At 70.8% G+C, this 17136-nt stretch carries 19 protein-coding genes; 11 read left to right on the top strand and 8 right to left on the bottom strand.

Annotated features, from left to right (window positions below):
• On the top strand, nt 1–1536 hold the full coding sequence (locus tag WG921_RS03985; RefSeq protein ID WP_340107907.1) for a hypothetical protein: 1536 nt from the start codon (nt 1–3) through the stop codon (nt 1534–1536).
• 13 nt (nt 1537–1549) lie between these two features.
• Here WG921_RS03985 and WG921_RS03990 read toward each other — a convergent pair whose 3' ends face one another.
• Together WG921_RS03990 and WG921_RS03995 are read right to left on the bottom strand one after the other, a co-directional pair.
• Nucleotides 1550–2176: a nucleotidyltransferase family protein gene (locus tag WG921_RS03990; protein WP_340107908.1), complete on the bottom strand. Its 627-nt coding sequence runs from the start codon at nt 2174–2176 to the stop codon at nt 1550–1552.
• Nucleotides 2176–3186: an XdhC family protein gene (locus WG921_RS03995; RefSeq protein WP_340107909.1), complete on the bottom strand. Its 1011-nt coding sequence runs from the start codon at nt 3184–3186 to the stop codon at nt 2176–2178. Before WG921_RS03995 ends, WG921_RS03990 begins: the two co-directional genes overlap by 1 nt.
• Nucleotides 3187–3405: 219 nt before the next feature.
• On the opposite strand from WG921_RS03995, the gene WG921_RS04000 reads away from it, so the two are divergent.
• From WG921_RS04000 to WG921_RS04015, 4 genes are all read left to right on the top strand, one after another.
• The gene (locus WG921_RS04000) at nt 3406–3990 is read left to right on the top strand and encodes a hypothetical protein (protein ID WP_340107910.1); all 585 of its coding nucleotides are present in this window, start codon (nt 3406–3408) and stop codon (nt 3988–3990) included.
• Nucleotides 3991–4141: 151 nt separating this feature from the next.
• Complete coding sequence (locus tag WG921_RS04005) at nt 4142–5506, top strand: glutamine synthetase family protein (protein WP_340107911.1); 1365 nt, start codon at nt 4142–4144, stop codon at nt 5504–5506.
• Between the two features lie 2 nt (nt 5507–5508).
• Nucleotides 5509–6888, top strand: coding sequence for an aldehyde dehydrogenase family protein (locus WG921_RS04010; RefSeq protein ID WP_340107912.1), 1380 nt, complete (start codon nt 5509–5511; stop codon nt 6886–6888).
• A 2-nt stretch (nt 6889–6890) separates the two neighbouring features.
• Nucleotides 6891–8036, top strand: a complete 1146-nt coding sequence (locus WG921_RS04015; protein WP_340107913.1) for an iron-containing alcohol dehydrogenase — start codon at nt 6891–6893, stop codon at nt 8034–8036.
• 21 nt (nt 8037–8057) lie between these two features.
• On the opposite strand, the gene WG921_RS04020 is transcribed toward WG921_RS04015, so the two are convergent.
• Nucleotides 8058–8735 (bottom strand): uracil-DNA glycosylase, encoded by a 678-nt coding sequence (locus tag WG921_RS04020; RefSeq protein ID WP_340107914.1) that lies wholly within the window; start codon nt 8733–8735, stop codon nt 8058–8060.
• Nucleotides 8732–9325 (bottom strand): LabA-like NYN domain-containing protein, encoded by a 594-nt coding sequence (locus tag WG921_RS04025; RefSeq protein WP_340107915.1) that lies wholly within the window; start codon nt 9323–9325, stop codon nt 8732–8734. The genes WG921_RS04020 and WG921_RS04025 overlap by 4 nt, the downstream gene beginning before the upstream one ends.
• A gap of 116 nt (nt 9326–9441) precedes the next feature.
• Here WG921_RS04025 and folK point away from each other — a divergent pair, with 116 nt between their 5' ends.
• From folK to WG921_RS04045, 4 genes are all read left to right on the top strand, one after another.
• Nucleotides 9442–10026 carry a 2-amino-4-hydroxy-6-hydroxymethyldihydropteridine diphosphokinase gene (gene folK / locus WG921_RS04030; RefSeq protein ID WP_340107916.1) on the top strand — a complete coding sequence of 195 codons (585 nt, stop codon included), beginning with the start codon at nt 9442–9444 and terminating at the stop codon, nt 10024–10026.
• Nucleotides 10023–10832: a class I SAM-dependent DNA methyltransferase gene (locus tag WG921_RS04035; protein WP_340107917.1), complete on the top strand. Its 810-nt coding sequence runs from the start codon at nt 10023–10025 to the stop codon at nt 10830–10832. The genes folK and WG921_RS04035 overlap by 4 nt, the downstream gene beginning before the upstream one ends.
• Nucleotides 10833–10910: 78 nt before the next feature.
• Entirely contained in the window at nt 10911–11606 is a 696-nt protein-coding gene (locus WG921_RS04040; protein ID WP_340107918.1) for a CoA transferase subunit A, read from the top strand.
• 13 nt (nt 11607–11619) lie between these two features.
• Complete coding sequence (locus WG921_RS04045) at nt 11620–12249, top strand: CoA transferase subunit B (protein WP_340107919.1); 630 nt, start codon at nt 11620–11622, stop codon at nt 12247–12249.
• A gap of 30 nt (nt 12250–12279) precedes the next feature.
• Here WG921_RS04045 and WG921_RS04050 read toward each other — a convergent pair whose 3' ends face one another.
• Nucleotides 12280–13059 carry a lytic transglycosylase domain-containing protein gene (locus WG921_RS04050; protein WP_340107920.1) on the bottom strand — a complete coding sequence of 260 codons (780 nt, stop codon included), beginning with the start codon at nt 13057–13059 and terminating at the stop codon, nt 12280–12282.
• A 314-nt stretch (nt 13060–13373) separates the two neighbouring features.
• On the opposite strand from WG921_RS04050, the gene WG921_RS04055 reads away from it, so the two are divergent.
• Nucleotides 13374–13634 carry a hypothetical protein gene (locus WG921_RS04055; RefSeq protein WP_340107921.1) on the top strand — a complete coding sequence of 87 codons (261 nt, stop codon included), beginning with the start codon at nt 13374–13376 and terminating at the stop codon, nt 13632–13634.
• Nucleotides 13635–13713: 79 nt separating this feature from the next.
• Here WG921_RS04055 and WG921_RS04060 read toward each other — a convergent pair whose 3' ends face one another.
• A complete protein-coding gene (locus WG921_RS04060) occupies nt 13714–14889 on the bottom strand; it encodes a DUF2333 family protein (protein WP_340107922.1) in 1176 nt (391 codons plus the stop codon).
• Between the two features lie 99 nt (nt 14890–14988).
• Nucleotides 14989–15813: a protein-disulfide reductase DsbD domain-containing protein gene (locus tag WG921_RS04065; protein ID WP_340107923.1), complete on the bottom strand. Its 825-nt coding sequence runs from the start codon at nt 15811–15813 to the stop codon at nt 14989–14991.
• On the opposite strand from WG921_RS04065, the gene WG921_RS04070 reads away from it, so the two are divergent.
• Nucleotides 15797–16540 (top strand): YqgE/AlgH family protein, encoded by a 744-nt coding sequence (locus WG921_RS04070; RefSeq protein WP_340107924.1) that lies wholly within the window; start codon nt 15797–15799, stop codon nt 16538–16540. The genes WG921_RS04065 and WG921_RS04070 overlap by 17 nt on opposite strands.
• A 7-nt stretch (nt 16541–16547) precedes the next feature.
• Here the strand turns inward: WG921_RS04070 and WG921_RS04075 are convergent, their stop codons facing one another.
• On the bottom strand, nt 16548–17132 hold the full coding sequence (locus WG921_RS04075; RefSeq protein ID WP_340107925.1) for a GNAT family N-acetyltransferase: 585 nt from the start codon (nt 17130–17132) through the stop codon (nt 16548–16550).
• Nucleotides 17133–17136 lie beyond the last annotated feature (4 nt).

Consider the following 17136-nt stretch of genomic DNA (forward strand, 5'->3'; position numbering starts at 1 on the left):
GTGAATGATCTGTCTGCGAGCGACATCCGAGCGAGCCGCGTGACGCGGCTCGCTCTCGAATTCCGGCCCGACGCTTTTCTGCTTCACCGCCGCGATGGCGCGGAGGCATGGCGGGAGGCGGCGGCCGCCCCGCTGCCGGAGGCGGCGCTCGCCCCCGATTTCGACGCCGCCATCGCCGCCATCGCCGACGCCGCGCGCGCCATCGGCGCGGCGGATCCGCCGGAGGTCGAGCTGTGGCTGCCGCCGGAGCGGATCCTGTTCGCGAATCTCGAACCGGGCCTGGCGCCGGAGGGCGCGTTCGACGAGGCGGAGGACGCGGAGGCCCTGAGCATCGCCGTCTCCCCGGACGGCGCGGCCGCGGCGGCGGTGGCGCGCGAGGTGGTCGATGAGGCGGTGGCCTACGCGCGCCGCCACGGGTTCGAGCCGACGCGGGTCGGCGCGCAGGCGGCGCTGGCGCTCTTTCCGGACGGTCCCGAATTCCTCCCCGAGCCGGCCCCGGCCCCGGTCGCGGAGCGCGCCGCGCCCGCGATTCCGTCCGCCTTGCGCTGGTTCCGGCCAGGGCGCGCGATCCTGACCGGCGCGGCGGCGCTGATCGCGGCGTTGGGGATCTGGCTCGGAGCGGGCTTCCCTGCGGACGAGGCGCCGCCCGCGATGGCCGGCGCGCCGGCGGCGCTGGCCGCGCCCGATGTGGCGGAGGGGTTCGCCCCGCCGCCGCCGCCGGCCGCCGGGCGCCCCGCGGGCGTGATCGCGGCGGCGTTCAGCGCGCCGGAGGCCCCCGCCGCGCGGCCCGTCGTCCTTGGCGCGCCGCCCCCGTCCTTCACGCTCGACGTCGCGGCGCCGCCGCGCCCGGCGGAGCGCGCGGGGCGGGAGGCGGCGCCGGTCGCCCCGCCGCCGGATGCGCCGCACCCGCCGGCCGCCGCCCCGACCCTGGTCGCGCCCGCTCCCGCCGCGCGGGGCTCCGATCCGGCGATCGGGGCCGAACCGATCGCATCGGCGGCGCCCGGGCCGGGCGCGGTCGCGGAGGCGCCGCCGCCCATTCCCGCGCCCGACCCCGCGGAGGCGGACCCGGACCCGCCGGGCCCGGGCGCCGCCGCGCGCGCGCCGCGCCCGGCGCCGCGGCCCGCCGCGCTCGACATGTCGCCATCCGAGTCGGTCGCCACGCTGGCGCCGGCGCCGAAGGCGCGGCCGAAATCGATCCGCCCGCATGCGCCCGCGACCGCCGCCCCGGCGCCGGCGCTCTCGATCGGGACCAAGGGCGTGCGCGAGGTGAAGACGCCGCGGCGCGGCGCGCCGAGAGCGCCCGGAGTCGCCGGCGCGGCGACGCTCAAGGACGTGATTCCGCTCGACGACATGAACCTGCTCGGCGTGTTCGGCGAGGAGGGGGCGCGGCGGGCGCTGGTGCGTCTGCCGAGCGGGAAGATGCTGCGCGTCTCGAGCGGGACCGTCGTGGACGGCTGGCTCGTCGGCCGGATCGACGCGACGTCGATGCGGATCACCCGGAGCGGCGAGGCGCGGGTGCTCGATCTCGCGCAGTAGCGCGCGGCGGGCGTTATCCCGCCGCCGGGCGCCGGGCCCGCCACGCCGCCCAGTCTTCGGGCGTGTCGAGGTCGATCCGCGCGGCCGCGCCCTGCAGCGGAATCAGCTCCGTCAGATCGGCGTTGGCCGCGATCAGCGCGCGGGCGCCCGCGTCGCCCGTCAGCGCGCGCAGCGGCGCGAAGAACCGCCGCCCGAACAGGACCGGATTGCCCGGCGCGCCGTCCGGCCCGGCGGCGCGGACGATCTCGCGCCCGTCATCCGGCGCGAAGCCGGCGATCAGCGCGTCGATATCCTCGGCGCCGATCTCCGGCATGTCGGCGAGGGCGATCAGCGCCGCATCCGCTTCGGGCGCGAGCGCGGCCATGCCGGCGCGGATCGAGGCGCCCATGCCCTCCGCCGCCAGCCGGTTCTCGACGATCCTGACGCCCAGACCCGAAAGCGCGTCCCGCCGCGCGGCGTCGTCCGGGCGAAGGACGACGACGACCTCCGCCGCGCGGCTGCCGAGAAGCGCCCGCGCCGCGCGCCGGATCTGGGCCTCGCCCGCGACGGTTTCGAGAAGCTTGTCCGCGCCGCGCATCCGGCGCGACGCGCCCGCGGCGAGGAGCACGGCGGAGACGAAAACCGGCGCGCCGGCGCCCATCAGACCGCCTTTCGCAGCCGCTCGGTGATCTCCGCGATGATCGACACGGCGATCTCCGCCGGCGATTTCGCGCCGATATCGAGCCCGACGGGCGAGCTGATCCGGCCGATCTCCGCCGCGCTGAATCCGGCCTCCTGAAGGCGCTTCACCCGTTTCGTATGGGTGCGGCGGGAGCCGAGGCAGCCGAGATAGAAAACCGGGGAGCGAAGCGCGGCGGCGATGGCGACGTCGTCGATCTTGGGGTCGTGGGTCAACGTCACCACGGCGGTCCGCGCATCGAGGCCGAACGCGGCCAGCGCCGCGTCCGGCCATTCGTTGCTGATCGTCTCGCCGGGGAAGCGCGCGGCGGAGCCGAAGGCCTCGCGCGGGTCGATCAGCGCCGCGTCATAGCCGGTGAGCCGCGCCATCCGCATCAGCGGCTGCGCGATGTGGACCGCGCCGACCACCATCATCTTCAGGGGCGGGTTGTGCGCGCCGAGAAACCAGCCGGAATCCGCGGTGAAGCTGGAGCGATCCGTCCGCAGGACGCGCGCGGCGTCCTTCTGCAGCGGGTCGCCCGCGCCGGGCGTGATCAGCCGGCGCTCCCATGTCTCCGGGTTGACGGCGTAGACCGCCGCCTGACGCGCCGCCCGCGCCGCGGCGAGCGCGCGGATCAGCGCCTCGTCCGGCCCCTGGCCGACGCCGATCGGCTCCACCATCACCTTGATTTCGCCGCCGCAGGCGAGGCCGACCGCGAAGGCCTCGTCATCGGAGACGCCGAACTCCAGCACCCGGCACGCGCCGGTCTCCAGCGCCTCCAGCGCCTCGGCCGCCACCGCGCCTTCGACGCAGCCGCCCGAGACCGAGCCCGCGAGATCGGATTCCGAGGAGATCGCGAGTTGCGCGCCCACCTGGCGCGGCGCGGAGCCCCAGGTCTGGATCACCGTGGCCAGAGCCGCGCGCTTTCCCGCGTCGATCCACTCCAGCGCGGTCTCCACCACGCGGTCATGCGCCGCCAGGTCGTTGCTCATTCGAATCATCCCTTGTCCCGGCTCCGCCGCGCGGGCGCGGCGCGAAGACTCGCCGCGCCGCCGCCGGCGATCCTCCCCCCATAGACAGGAAATGCGCGGCGCCCGTCAAATACGCGCGCCCGGATCGGGGGGCGGGCGCGCATGGCCGCGTTTACTTCGCGGACCAAGTTGATTTAACTCTCCGCTGAAAGTGATTGCGCCGTTAGGGAGGGTCGGGCCATGCGAGCGATCAGGCGGACGATTTCGACTGCGGCGCTTTTCGCCGCGCTGTGCCTTCCGGCCAGCGGGGAGACGCTTGGTCTCTCCCCGGCCGACCCGCAGCCGGACGCGGCGGCGCTGACGCAGGGCCTGGCGGTGAGCTACGCCTACCCGCCCGAGGTCGGCTCGCTCCAGCAGGCGAAGGACTGGCTCGACGACGCGCGCCCGGGCCCGCCTCTCAGCGGCCTGCGTTACATCGACACCGCCAAGGGCGAAGTCGCGCTCACGTCGCGCCAGGAGACGCGGGTCGTCGCCGAGATCTCGGGCTATGTGCGATTCGAGCGGGCGGGCGCGCACAAGATCGAATTCTACTCGAATGACGGGCTTCTGGTGGAGATCGGCGGGCGGGAGGTCTCGCGGTATGACGGGCGCCACCCGTGCGAGAGCGGCGGCTATCAGGACGTCACGGTCCCGGAGCCGGGATGGTACGAGATCAAGGCGCTTTATTTTCAGCGGCTCGGCACCTCCTGCCTGCTGATGAAATGGGATGCGGATTCGGGAAAGCCCGGCTGGGCGGCGGATGAGGCGTTCGCCTACCTGAAATAGCCGGGCGCCCCCGCGCCCGGGCGCCGATGACGAAGCTGATGAGGACGACGATGACGGCCGAGCGACCCGCGCGCCTGACCGAACGCCGGCCGGGCGCGGCCCGGATCTCCGGCGCCTTCCGGCGCCTCCATTCCTTTTTGCGAGTTTGACCATGCCCGGGAATTTGAGTTTCGACGATCTGAAAGCCCGCGCCGCGGCCGGCGAGATCGACACCGTGGTCGTCGCCGCCCCCGACATGCAGGGCCGGCTGATGGGCAAGCGTTTCGTCACGGACCATTTCATCGCCTCCGCGCATCGGGAGACGCATTGCTGCAATTATCTGCTGGCGACCGATCTGGAGATGGAGACGGTGCCGGGCTATGCGGCGGCGAGCTGGGCGCAGGGCTATGGCGATTACGCGCTGAAGCCGGACATGGCGACGCTGCGGCTGATCCCCTGGGCGCCGGGCTCGGCGCTGGTGCTGGCGGATTTTCTCGACCATGACGGCGAACTGGTCCGCCACGCCCCGCGCGCGGTCCTGAAGCGGCAGATCGAACGGCTGGCGGCCATGGGCTTCTCGATGGCCGCGGCGACGGAGCTGGAGTTCTTCGTCTTCCGCGAGAGCTTCGAGGCGCTGGGCGACGCCGGCTATCGCGGCATGACGCCGATCAGCCGCTACAACGAGGATTATAATCTTTTCCAGACCGCGAAGGAGGAGGGGCTGATGCGGGCGATCCGCAACGGGCTCGTCGGCGCGGGGGTTCCGGTCGAATGCACGAAGGGCGAGGCCGACGCGGGGCAGGGCGAGGTGAACGTGCGCTACTCCGACGCGCTCGACGCCGCCGACAATCACGCGCTGGTCAAGCAGGCGGTGAAGGAGATCGCGCATGCGGACGGGCGCGCGGTGACCTTCATGGCGAAATGGCGTCAGGGCGCCGCGGGCTCCTCCAGCCATGTTCACCAGTCGCTGATCGACGCGGCGGGCGCGCCGGCCTTTCACGATCCGGCCGACCCGATCGGCATGTCGGACCTGATGCGCCATTATCTCGCGGGGCTTCTGGCGCATGCGGGCGAGGTCACGTTTTTCCTCGCGCCTTACGTCAATTCCTACAAGCGCTTCGCCAAGGGGCTTTTCGCGCCGACCCGGGCGATCTGGTCGGTGGACAACCGGACGGCGGGCTTTCGGCTGGTCGGGGAAAAAAGCCGTTCAATTCGCGTGGAATGCCGGATTGGCGGCTCGGACCTGAACCCTTATCTTGCGCTGGCGGGGCAGATCGCCGCCGGGATCTCCGGGATCGAGGGCGCGGCGGCGCCGCCGCCGGCCTTTGACGGCGACGCCTATGCGGCGGAAACTGAACCGGAGATTCCCGCGACGCTGCGCGATGCGGCGGCGGCGCTGGATGGGTCCGCCATGCTCAGGGCGGCGATGGGCGACGATGTGATCGACCATTATGTTCGCGCGGCGCGGTGGGAGCAGGAGGAATTCGATCGCGCGGTGACCGATCATGAGGTCGCCCGCGGCTTTGAGAGGGCTTGAACATGGCTGACATGATCCGATGCATCTCGCCTGTCGACGGCTCGCTCTATGCGGAGCGGCCGGCCTCGACCGTGAAGGAGGCGGGCGCGCTGGTCGCCAGCGCGCGCGCGGCGCAGAAGGACTGGGCGGCGCGCCCGCTGGCGGAGCGGGCGAGCCTGGTGCGCGCCGGCGTCGAGGCGCTGGCGGCCACGGCCGAGGACGCGACGCCGGAGATCGCCTGGCAGATGGGCCGGCCGGTCCGCTATGGCGGGGAGTTCGGCGGCGTGCGCGAGCGCGCGGGCCATATGGCCGACATCGCCGAGGCGGCGCTGGCGCCGATGACGATCTCGGACGATGAGCATGTCCGCCGGGTCATTCGGCGCGAGCCGCATGGCGTGACCCTGACCATCGCGCCCTGGAACTACCCCTACCTGACGGCGATCAACACCGTGGCGCCGGCGCTGATCGCGGGCAACGCCGTGTTGCTCAAGGCGGCGGCGCAGACCTTGCTGACCGGCGAGCGCATGGTCGCCGCCTTCCGCGAGGCGGGAATGCCGGAGGATGTGTTCCAGGCGGTGTTTCTCACGCATCAGGGAACGGCGGACCTGCTTGCGAAGCGCGCGTTCGACGCGGTCAGCTTCACCGGCTCGGTCGGCGGCGGCCGGGCGATCGAGAAGGCGGCGGCGGGGACCTTCGTTCCGCTCAACCTCGAATTGGGCGGGAAGGACCCGGCCTATGTGCTCGAAGACGCCGATCTCGACGCGGCGGCGGAGACGCTGATCGACGGGGCGATGTTCAATTCCGGGCAATGCTGTTGCGGGATCGAGCGGATCTACGTGGCGGCGCCGCTTTTCGACCGCTTCATCGAGAAGGCGGTCGGCATCGTGAACGGATATGTTCTCGGCAACCCGCTCGACCCCAAGACCACCCTCGGGCCGATGGCGAAGAAGCGCTTCGCCGAGCTGGTGCGCAGGCAGGTCGCGGCGGCGGTGGACGGCGGCGCCAGGAAGCTGATCGACCCGGCCCGCTTTCCGGAGGCGGGGGGCGCCTATCTGGCGCCGCAGATCCTCGTCGACGTCGATCATACGATGGAGCTGATGCGGGAGGAGAATTTCGGCCCCGTCGTCGGCATCATGAAGGTCGACTCGGACGACGAGGCGGTCAGGCTGATGAACGACAGCAATTACGGGCTGACCGCGTCGCTCTGGACCGGGGATGTCGAGCGGGCGGAGCGGCTCGGCGCCCGGATCGAAGCCGGAACGGTGTTCATGAACCGCTGCGATTATCTCGATCCCGCGCTCTGCTGGACCGGCTGCAAGGACAGCGGGCGCGGCGGGGCGCTTTCGGTGATCGGCTACCACAACCTGACGCGGCCGAAATCCTACCATCTGAAGAAAGTCTGAGCATGACGCCCTTCGCAAACTGGTCCTATCCCACCGCGATCCGGTTCGGCGCGGGGCGTATCGACGAATTGCCGGCGGCCTGCGCCGAGGCGGGGATGAAGCGCCCGCTCTTCGTCACCGATCGCGGGCTCGCGGGGCTGCCGATCGCCGAGGGCGCGCTCGCTCTTCTGGAGGGGGCGGGGCTCGGGCGCGCGGTTTTCCGGGATGTGGATCCGAACCCGACCGGCGCGAATCTGGCGGCGGGCGTCGCGGCCTATCGCGCCGGGGGGCATGACGGGGTGATCGCCTTCGGCGGCGGCTCGGCGCTCGATCTCGGCAAGGCGGCGGCGTTCATGGCCGGGCAGACGCGCCCGGTCTGGGATTTCGAGGATCGGGAGGATTGGTGGACCCGGGCGGACGCGGCCGCGATCGCGCCGATCATCGCGGTTCCGACCACCGCCGGCACCGGTTCCGAAGTGGGCCGCGCCTCGGTCATCACCGATGAGGCGACGGCGGAGAAGAAGATCATCTTCCATCCGAAATTCATGCCGACGGTGGTGATCGCGGACCCGGAGCTGACCGTGGGGATGCCGCGCGCGATCACCGTCGGCACCGGCATGGACGCGTTCGCGCATTGTCTGGAGGCGTATTGCTCGCCGCATTACCACCCGATGAGCCAGGGAATCGCGCTGGAGGGGATGCGGCTGGTGAAGCAGAATCTGCCGGTCGTTCACGCCGATCCGGAAGATATCGAGGCGCGGGCGCAGATGATGGCGGCGGCGATGATGGGGGCGGTCGCGTTTCAGAAGGGGCTCGGGGCGATCCACGCGATCTCGCACCCGGTCGGGGCGATCCATCACACCCATCACGGCATGACCAACGCGGTGGTGATGGGGCCGGTTCTGGCCTTCAACCGGCCGACCATCGACGCGCGGATCGCCGCCGCGGCGGCCTATCTCGGGATCGAGGGCGGGTTTGACGGCTTCGCCGGCTTCGTCGCCGATCTGAAGGCGGAGCTCGACGTGCCGGCGACGCTGACCGATCTCGGGGTGACGGACCCGGATCTCGACCGGCTGACGGAGGCGGCGTTGAAGGACCCGTCCTGCGGCGGCAATCCGGTGGCGTTGACGCGCGAGAATCTCCGGCCGCTGATCGAGGCCTGTTTCTGAACCGGCCCGCCGGCGCCGCGCTCAGGCCCGCCGGTCCGGATCGGCCCCGTTGTCAGCCCCGTCCATTTCCGCGCGCGCGTCGGCGAAGACCGCCTCGAACATCGCGGTGGTCAGGCGCCGGGTGTTCGTGTTGTAGCGCGAGCAATGGTAGCTGTCGTAAAGCGTGAGGCCGGAGACCTCATGCCGGGCGCCATGCCTGAACGGGTGCGCCGCGACCCGCGCGCCGAGCGCGCGCAGCGTGCTCTGATGGCTGATGACGCCGAGCGCGACGATGATCCGGAGCCGGGGCAGGGCGTTGATGCGCGCGGTCAGAAAATCGCGGCATTGATTGACCTCCGCGGCCACGGGCTTGTTCTGCGGCGGGACGCAGCGCACCGCGTTGGTCACCATCGCCCCCGTCAGCTTCAGCCCGTCATCGGGGCGCGCGGCGAAGGCGCCGTTCGCCCAGCCGAATCTCGACAGCGTCGCATAGAGCAGATCGCCGGCGTAATCGCCGGTGAACGGGCGCCCGGTCCGGTTCGCGCCGGCGACGCCGGGCGCGAGGCCGACGACGAGAAGCGCCGCCTCCTCGTCGCCAAAGCTCGCGACCGCGCCGTTGAACCAGTCGGGGTGGGTCGCCGCGACCTCGTCGCGGTAGGACGCGAGGCGGGGGCAGAGCCGGCAGTCCCGCGGCGCCTCCGGGCGCCCTTCGGGGGTCACGCGTCCTCGGCGTCGGCGTCCGTGTCGATGTCGAGGTCGGGGAGCTCGTCCTCCCGCACGGGGCGGGGCGGGCGGCCGATCACGTCTCTCAACTCGTCCAGCTCGATGAAATTGTCGGCCTGACGGCGCAGATCGTCGGCGATCATCGGCGGCTGCGAGCGAATCGTGGAGACGACAGAGACGCGCACGCCGCGCCGCTGCACCGCGGCGAGCAGGGAGCGGAAATCACCGTCGCCGGAGAAGAGCACCATGTGATCCATGTGGTCGGCCATCTCCAGCGCGTCGACCGCGAGCTCGATGTCCATGTTGCCCTTGACCTTGCGCCGCCCCATCGAGTCGGTGAACTCCTTCGCCGGCTTGGTGACCATCGAGAAGCCGTTGTAATCCAGCCAGTCGACGAGCGGACGGATCGGAGAATATTCCTGATCCTCCAGCAGGGCGGTGTAATAGAACGCGCGGACAAGCTTGCCGCGGCGCAGAAATTCGCTCCTGAGCAGCTTGTAGTCGATGTCGAACCCCAGCGCTCGCGCGGCGGCGTAAAGGTTGGAGCCGTCGATAAAAAGCGCCAGACGTTCGTCACGATAAAACATACGCGTACCTCGAAATGTTGCGCGGCGCCGACTATGGATGGACAAGACGTGTTCCGGCGACCACAAGCGCGGAGAAAATAAGACTATATCTTCGCAATGCAATGGCTGGATCATCCATGGATGGAAATAGGGTTTCGCCTCCCGCGCAAGTGATCGTCGCGCTCGGCGCCAATCAGGATTCGGCCCTCGGCGCGCCCCGCGCGACCCTGACGGCGGCGCTCGAGCTGCTGGCGGTTGACGGCGTCCGGGTGTCGGCGCGGGCGCGCTGGCGGCGGACGCCGGCCTTTCCGGCCGGGTCGGGGCCGGATTTCGTGAACGGCGCCGCGCTGCTGACGACGGATCTGCCGCCGGAGGCGGTGCTTGCGCGGCTTCACGATGTGGAGAGGCGCATGGGCCGGAAGCGGCGGACGCGCTGGGCGCCCCGGGTCTGCGACCTCGATCTCATCGCCTATGGCGCGCGCATCGCGCCCGACGAGCCGACGCTCCGGGCGTTGATGGCGCTGGGCGCGGGGGCGGGCGACGCGCCGGCGCCGACGGAGCTGATCCTGCCGCATCCAAGGATGCAGGAGCGAAGTTTCGTTCTGGCGCCGGTGGCGGATATCGCGCCGGACTGGCGCCATCCGTTGCTCGGCGCGACGGTGGCGGAGATGCTGGCCGCGTTGCCGGCGGCGGCGCGCGACGAGGTGGAGGCGATCGAATGACCGAGGCGGAGGAAGAGGCGCTGGCGGACGCGTATGAGCGGGCGCTGGAACTGGAGAAGGCGGGCGCGCCCGACGCGGCGGCGGCCTGGCGGGCGGTTCTGGCGATGAACGACGCGGATCCGGGCGGCGCCGCGCTTCGGCTCGCGGCGCTGGGCGCGGGGCCGGCGCCGGATCGGGCGCCGGCGGCCTATGTCGCGACGCTGTTCGATCAGCATGCGGACGTGTTCGACGGGATTCTCGTCGATCAGCTGGAATACGGCGCGCCGCTGCTCGCGCGGGAGCGGGTGCAGGCGCTCGGGCTCGGCCCGTTCGGCGGGATGCTCGATCTCGGTTGCGGCACCGGGCTGGCGGCGGAGGCGTTCGAGGACATGACGGAGGCGCGCGCCGGGGTCGATCTCGCGCCGGGAATGATCGAGATCGCCGACGAGAAGGAGCTGTACTCCGCGCTTTTCGTCGGCGACGCGGTCACGTTCCTCGAACAGGCGGATGAGCGGTGGGATCTCATCGTCGCGACCGACGTTCTGCCCTATCTGGGCGACGCCGCGCCCCTGTTCCGCGCGGTCGCGGCGCGGGCGGCGCCGGGCGCGTTGTTCATCTTCACCACCGAGACGGCGCCGGAGGCGGCGTTCGCCGGGCGCCCCTGGACGGTGACGCCGCATCAGCGGTTCGCGCACGCCCCCGCCGCGCTGGGCCTGATGCTGGAGGCGGCGGGGCTGAGCGCGCTGGAGGCGACGGAGATCATGGTGCGGCGCGAAAGCGGCGCCCCGATCATCGGCCACCTTTTTCTCGCCCGCGCGCCGGGGTGAGAAGGCCGGGCGTTTGACAGCGGCGCGCGGACGCGGGAAAGGTGAGGCGCGTGACGCGCGAATGGAAAGGATTCCCCGATGCAGAAAGTCTACAAGGACGCGGCTTCCGCTCTCGATGGAATATTGTCCGACGGCATGCTTATCGCCGCCGGCGGCTTCGGGCTCTGCGGGATCCCGGAGCTTCTGATCGCGGCGATCCGCGATTCCGGGGTCAAGAACCTCTCCATCGCCTCGAACAACGCCGGCGTTGACGATTTCGGGCTCGGGGTTCTGCTGCAAAGCCGGCAGGTGAAGAAGATGATCTCCTCCTATGTCGGGGAGAACGCCGAGTTCATGCGCCAGTATCTGGCGGGCGAGCTCGAGCTTGAATTCAACCCGCAAGGCACGCTGGCCGAGCGGATGCGCGCCGGCGGCGCGGGCATTCCCGGCTTCTACACGAAGACCGGCGTCGGCACGGTGATCGCCGAGGGCAAGGAGCACAAGGAGTTCGACGGCGAGACCTATATTCTCGAGCGGGGGATCGTCGCCGATCTGTCCATCGTGAAGGCGTGGAAGGCGGACGACACCGGCAATCTCGTCTTTCGCAAGACCGCGCGGAACTTCAATCCGCCGGCCGCGATGTGCGGGAAGATCTGCGTCGCCGAGGTCGAGGAGATCGTGCCGCGCGGGGAGCTTGATCCGGACAAGATCCATCTGCCGGGCATCTATGTGCACCGCCTGATTCAGGGCGAGCACGAAAAACGGATCGAAAAAGTCACACTGCGCGCCGCTTAAGGAGGATCGAGCAATGCCATGGGATCGGGACCAGATGGCCGCGCGCGCGGCCAGGGAGCTTGAAGACGGCATGTACGTCAATCTCGGCATCGGGATTCCGACGCTGGTGTCGAACCACATCCCCGAAGGCGTGGATGTGACGTTGCAATCGGAGAACGGGATGCTCGGCATGGGCCCGTTCCCGACCGAGGATGAGGTCGACCCCGATCTCATCAACGCCGGCAAGCAGACGGTGACGGAACTCGCCCGGACCGCCTATTTCGACAGCGCGACCAGCTTCGGCATGATCCGCGGCGGCAAGATCGCGATGGCGATCCTCGGCGCGATGGAGGTGGCCGAGAATGGCGACCTCGCGAACTGGATGATCCCCGGCAAGCTGGTCAAGGGCATGGGCGGGGCGATGGATCTCGTCGCCGGCGTCGGGCGCGTGATCGTCATCATGGATCATGCGAACAAGGCCGGAGAGTCGAAGCTGCTGAAGAAATGCACGCTGCCGCTGACCGGGGCGGGGGTGGTCGACAAGATCATCACCAATCTCGGCGTGTTCGACGTGGTCGAAGGCGGGTTGAAGGTGGTCGAACTGGCGGATGGCGTGACGATGGACGAGGTCCGCGCCAAGACCGAGGCGACGCTGGTCGGCTGATCCGCGCCGCGCGGCCGGAGGGCACCGGGCTCAGTTGGCGGCCGCCATCGCGCATGCGGCGCGCGGCCCGCTCGGCGCCGTCCGGCACAGCCCCCGCGCCTCATGGTAATAGCCGAGGACGATCGGCACGTAATCGCGGGTCTCGGCGTAGGGCGGCACGCCCTTGTGGCGCAGGACCGCGTTCTCTCCGGCGTTGTAGCCGGCGAGCGCGAGAAGCGCGTCTTCCTTGAACATGGTCAGCAGGAGAGAGAGATAATCCGCGGCGGCGCGGAGATTCTCCGCCGGCTCGAACGGGTCGGAGACGGCGAAGCGGCGGGCGGTCTCCGGCATCAGCTGGCCGAGCCCCTGCGCGCCGGCGGGGCTGACCGCGCGGGAATCGCCGCCGCTCTCCGCGGCGACGACCGCGATCAGCAGCGCCTCCGAGATCCGCGCGGCGTCCGCGGCGGCGGCGATCTCCGCGCGCCAGGTCTCGCCGATCTCCTCGACCAGGGCGCGCCGCGTCGGCCCGCCGAGCCGGCTGGCGACGCTGGCGACGAGCGGGGCGAGCCGCGCCGGGTCGGCGGCGCCGATCCCGCTCGCGGCTTCACGCCAGAACCAGCCGTAGCGGGGCGCGCGCGGCGCGGGTTTCTGCGGAATGGCGCTGCGGGTGGTGGTGATCGTGAGGCGCCGTTTCGGGCCGAGGCTGGGCGGCTTGACCAGCCTGAAGCTGCGCGCGCCGCCCAGATCCGCGGCGGCCGCGGCCGGCGATTGGCCGATGACGAGGCCCGCCGCGACGAGCGTGAAAGCGATTGGACGCCAGATGCGAATCATGCGCTCATCTTACCGGCCGAGTGCGAAGGGAAGCGTGAACGCCGGACGCGCGCGCCTTCCGCCCGGCGCGCCCCGGCGCCGCGCCTGCGCCCGGGGGCTGCGAGCGGCGGTCGGAATCGGGAAATTCGCATGGCTCTTCTATCCCTGTTCGCCTCGGGCGCGCCCCGTTCATACGATCATCCGCGGCGCGGAGGACAGCGCGCTTTGTGGCGCGGCGAACAAGATGGTATCGATAAGGACGAAGCGGAGCGAACGACTCCGGCCGCCGGAGCCTTGGCGTTCATCGGCGACTCGTGATTCGCGGAGGTGGTGACATGCGGTTCTCCCTGAAGACTCTTCGCGGGCTCGTCGCTGGCGAATCCGGCGCGGTGGCGGTCGATTGGCTGGCGCTGGCCGCGGCCCTCGTCGTGATCGGGGTCGGGCTCGCCTATGCGGTGTTCGGGCCGGAGGGAGACGGCGTCGACGAGTTGGTCTCGACCGTGGCGAGCGGGTTGACCCAGGCGGCCGACGAGATCGGCGGCGCCGTTCAGCCGACCGCGCCCGGCCTGGCGGACGCCGCCGGCGCGGGCGACTGAGCCTCGCGAAGAGGGGCGCCGCCCGGCGCTGAGGGCGCGGCGGGGCGCCGCCGCCTTCCGGCGGCGGACCAGGGCGGGCTCAGCGCGCGAGGATGTCGCGAAGCTCGGTCATGTTGGCGCGCGCGCGCAGCATGTTCTGCGCCATGGCCGAGAGATGCGCCGGGGCGAACATGCCGTCCTCGCGCCCGTTCGAGACGATCAGCGGCGAGAGCGCCGCCGCCTCCGCGATATGCGCCTCCATCCGGTCCCAGACGTCGGCGAGATTGCGCTGCACCACCACATCGGCGAAATCGGCGCGCGCCGCCTGCATCAGCCCGTGATAGGCGTACATCCGGCCGCGCGCCTCATGGAAATAATTGTCGGCGCGAAAGTCGAACCAGCCGCGGCTGTTGCCGTCCGCCTCGACGAAGCTGTGGGTCTCCACGTCATAGGTCCGGCTCTGGCTGCGTTTCGCGATCTGGTCGATATTGGAGCCGATCTCCTTCGTGATCCGATCCAGAAGCTGATAGAGATTGTCGGCGCGGGCGTCGAAAAGCGCGTCGCAGGCGCCCAGCCGCGCATTGTAGTCCCCGAGCCGGTCGATGGCCCTCCGATAGGAGGACGCCGCGCTGGTCGCCATCAGCGGCAGGCGCGCGTCGAACGGGTTGAAGATCCAGGTCCGCTCGTCGATCTGCAGGAGCCCGCGCGCCGCTTCGAGATCGGGATCGGCGCCGGAGGTGCCGCGCACCCGCCCGAGCGTGTCGGTCATCTCCATCGAGAACCGCTTCACCGCGCTGTGCACGCCCTTCTGGAAGCTCGCCTTGTTGTCGAAGAACGGCGTCGCCTCCCAGGGCACGGCGAAGAAGAAGCCGAACTTGTATTGGGGCGTCGCCGGGGTCCAGTCGTTCTGGTTGACGAGCATGTCGATCAGCGCCTGCTCGACCCGGACGATCTGGCTCGGGGCGCAGGTTTCGGCGGCGCCGGCCGCGCCTTCGGGCCCGATCTTCGCGCCGGCGGAGACCGTCTGCGCCGCGTCGATCACCGCTTGCGGGTAGGAGAGATCCTCGCCCCGCACCCATCCGAAGCGCCAGATCATCGTGCCGACATAGACCAGGATGAACAGCATCAGGAGCGGGCGAATGAAATAATAGACCCGCCGGACGAGCCCGCGCCCCTCAAGATCCGCGCCGCGCCCCTTTCTGGTCAATCGGTGAAAACCGAAAAACCCGCGCACCCTGTCCCAGACTTCGACCAGCCAGTCGAAAAAACGCACCATCACATCGTCCTTGCCCGCCTGTTTTCGTTCTGTGGCAATATGGGTGGGCGACGGGCGCGGCGCAACGCGATTGCGCGCGGGGAGGGCCGGCGGCCCGGCTCAGCCGCTGGCGGGGCAGCCCGTGAGGGACAGCGCGCGGCCCTCGCCGCCGATGAGCGTCAGCCGGATCGCGCCCCGGTCGATCCACTCGCCGGGGTCGGCGCGGAACTCGCCGCTCGCGCGGATCTCCCCCTGGTCGAGCCGCGCGTCCATCGGGCCGATCCAGACGCCCTTTTGCGCTTCGGCGATGACGATGGGCGCGCGCGTCGGCGCCGGCGTGAATGCGAGGCGGGCGGTGAGCACGCCGTCTTCGATGGCGCATTGCGCGCCGGTGAGGCCGGCGGCGGCGGCGGGCGCGGGCGCGGCCGCCAGCGCGGCGCGGATCTCCGCCGCGCCCTCGGGGGCGGCGCCGGGCGCGATGTCGAGCGCCAGATCCGCGCGGGCGGGGATGCACATCTCGTCGCAGACGCCGTAGAACAGCGCGAGCTTCAGCCGGAGCGGGCGCGCCGGGTCCTTCGGGGTGAGACGGAGAGGCAGCGTCATCTGGTGCTTGTAGCCGATGGTTTGCATCCCGTAGGTGTCAAAGACGATCGGCGTCGGCCAGGAGATCTGGATGTTGGCCACATTCTCGGATCCGGCCCAGTCGAATGTCGGCGGGATGCCGCCCTCGCCGGGGGTCCGCCAATAGGTCTTCCAGCCATCGGCGAGATCCACCCTCAGCGCGCCGATGCGGCTCCCGTCCGGGTCCGCCCATCCGGCGAGCAGGCGGGCCTCGGCTTTCGGCGGCGCGTCATCGGTGAAAAACCCCTGCGCCGCCACGCCGCCGCCGAGCGCCATGAGGCTGACCGCGCCCGCCAGAATTCGCCCCATGACCCGGTTGAACATGCCGGCTCCCTTTCTGAATCTCCCCATGCCGCCCGAGCGCCGGGCCGGCGCCGGGGCGTCAGGAGCACATATAGCCGAGAGAGGGCTTGATCGCATCGGGGGAAAGCCGCACCTTTACGTGATGGTGAGCGATTGCGAGAACACGCGAGCGAATGACGGCGCGGCCGAGGAGGCGGGGCTGAGCGGCAAGCTGCTGATTGCGATGCCGTCCATGGGCGACCCGCGATTCGAGAAGGCGGTGGTTTATCTCTGCGCCCATTCCGCGGATGGCGCGCTTGGCATCGTCGTCAATCGCCGGGCCGGGAACGTCAGCCGGCAGGACCTCTTCAGCCAGCTGGACATCGCCTATGAGCCCGGCGGCGAAACCAGCCCGGTCCATTACGGCGGCCCGGTGGAGACCGGGCGCGGCTTCGTCCTCCATTCCGCCGACTGGCGGTTGCCGGACGCCACGCTGGAGGTGGATCAGACCATCTCGATGACCGCGACCATCGACGTGCTGAAGGCGATCGCCTCCGGCGCCGGGCCGCGGCGCTCCATGATCGCGCTCGGCTACGCCGGCTGGGCGGGGGGGCAGCTCGAGGGCGAGTTGCGCCAGAACGGCTGGCTCACCTGCGACGCCGACGAGGAGATCGTCTTCGGCGGCGCGGACGCGAAGAAATGGACGGCGGCGCTGGCGAAACTCGGGATCGATCCGATGCTGCTGTCGGCTTCGGGCGGCTCCGCCTGAGCGTGGGTCAGGGGCGGGCGGCGGCGGGGCAGCGGTCTTCGCGCAGGGCCGCGTAAAGCACATGGTCGCGCCAGCGCCCGTCGATCTCGAGGTAGGCCCGGGCCACGCCCTCATATTCGAATCCGACCGCCTCCAGCAGGCCGCGCGAGGCGGTGTTCTCCGGCAGGCAGCCCGCCTCCAGCCGGCCGAGCCGGAGATCGTCGAAGGCGAAGCGGCGAAGCTCCGTCAGCGCCTCGCGCATGTAGCCCTGGCGGGCGTGGCGCGCGGCGGTCCAGTAGCCGAGGGTCCCCGCGTCGGCGGGCCCGCGGCGCACATTGTCGAGCGTGATCGCGCCGATGAACGCGCCGTCTTCGGCGCCGAACAGCATGAACGGCCACGCCCGGCCGAGCCGCATCGCCTTTCGCGCCCAGCGGACGCGGTGGCGGAACGCCTCGACGCTCAGATGATCGTCAGGCCAGGCCGGCTCCCATGCTTTCAGATGGTCGCGGCTCTCGCGCCGCGCCGTCGCCCAGGCGGAATAGTCCGAAATCCGCGGCGGCCGCAGAACCAGCCTGTCGGTCAGGAGCGCCGTCTCGCGCCTGAAGCCGAACATCCGC

Source organism: Paludibacillus litoralis, from assembly GCF_037646705.1.
GTDB lineage: Bacteria > Pseudomonadota > Alphaproteobacteria > Rhodobacterales > Rhodobacteraceae > Pikeienuella > Pikeienuella litoralis.

Excerpts from the sequence above, each read along its gene's own strand:
- WG921_RS03990 (WP_340107908.1), bottom strand. The coding sequence starts at position 2,176 with ATGGGCGCCGGCGCGCCGGTTTTCGTCTCCGCCGTGCTCCTCGCCGCG.
- WG921_RS03995 (WP_340107909.1), bottom strand. The coding sequence starts at position 3,186 with ATGAGCAACGACCTGGCGGCGCATGACCGCGTGGTGGAGACCGCGCTG.
- WG921_RS04000 (WP_340107910.1), top strand. The coding sequence starts at position 3,406 with ATGCGAGCGATCAGGCGGACGATTTCGACTGCGGCGCTTTTCGCCGCG.
- WG921_RS04005 (WP_340107911.1), top strand. The coding sequence starts at position 4,142 with ATGCCCGGGAATTTGAGTTTCGACGATCTGAAAGCCCGCGCCGCGGCC.
- WG921_RS04010 (WP_340107912.1), top strand. The coding sequence starts at position 5,509 with ATGGCTGACATGATCCGATGCATCTCGCCTGTCGACGGCTCGCTCTAT.
- WG921_RS04015 (WP_340107913.1), top strand. The coding sequence starts at position 6,891 with ATGACGCCCTTCGCAAACTGGTCCTATCCCACCGCGATCCGGTTCGGC.
- WG921_RS04025 (WP_340107915.1), bottom strand. The coding sequence starts at position 9,325 with ATGTTTTATCGTGACGAACGTCTGGCGCTTTTTATCGACGGCTCCAAC.
- folK (WP_340107916.1), top strand. The coding sequence starts at position 9,442 with ATGGATGGAAATAGGGTTTCGCCTCCCGCGCAAGTGATCGTCGCGCTC.
- WG921_RS04035 (WP_340107917.1), top strand. The coding sequence starts at position 10,023 with ATGACCGAGGCGGAGGAAGAGGCGCTGGCGGACGCGTATGAGCGGGCG.
- WG921_RS04040 (WP_340107918.1), top strand. The coding sequence starts at position 10,911 with ATGCAGAAAGTCTACAAGGACGCGGCTTCCGCTCTCGATGGAATATTG.
- WG921_RS04045 (WP_340107919.1), top strand. The coding sequence starts at position 11,620 with ATGCCATGGGATCGGGACCAGATGGCCGCGCGCGCGGCCAGGGAGCTT.
- WG921_RS04050 (WP_340107920.1), bottom strand. The coding sequence starts at position 13,059 with ATGATTCGCATCTGGCGTCCAATCGCTTTCACGCTCGTCGCGGCGGGC.
- WG921_RS04055 (WP_340107921.1), top strand. The coding sequence starts at position 13,374 with ATGCGGTTCTCCCTGAAGACTCTTCGCGGGCTCGTCGCTGGCGAATCC.
- WG921_RS04060 (WP_340107922.1), bottom strand. The coding sequence starts at position 14,889 with ATGGTGCGTTTTTTCGACTGGCTGGTCGAAGTCTGGGACAGGGTGCGC.
- WG921_RS04070 (WP_340107924.1), top strand. The coding sequence starts at position 15,797 with ATGACCCGGTTGAACATGCCGGCTCCCTTTCTGAATCTCCCCATGCCG.
- WG921_RS04065 (WP_340107923.1), bottom strand. The coding sequence starts at position 15,813 with ATGTTCAACCGGGTCATGGGGCGAATTCTGGCGGGCGCGGTCAGCCTC.
- WG921_RS04075 (WP_340107925.1), bottom strand. The coding sequence starts at position 17,132 with ATGTTCGGCTTCAGGCGCGAGACGGCGCTCCTGACCGACAGGCTGGTT.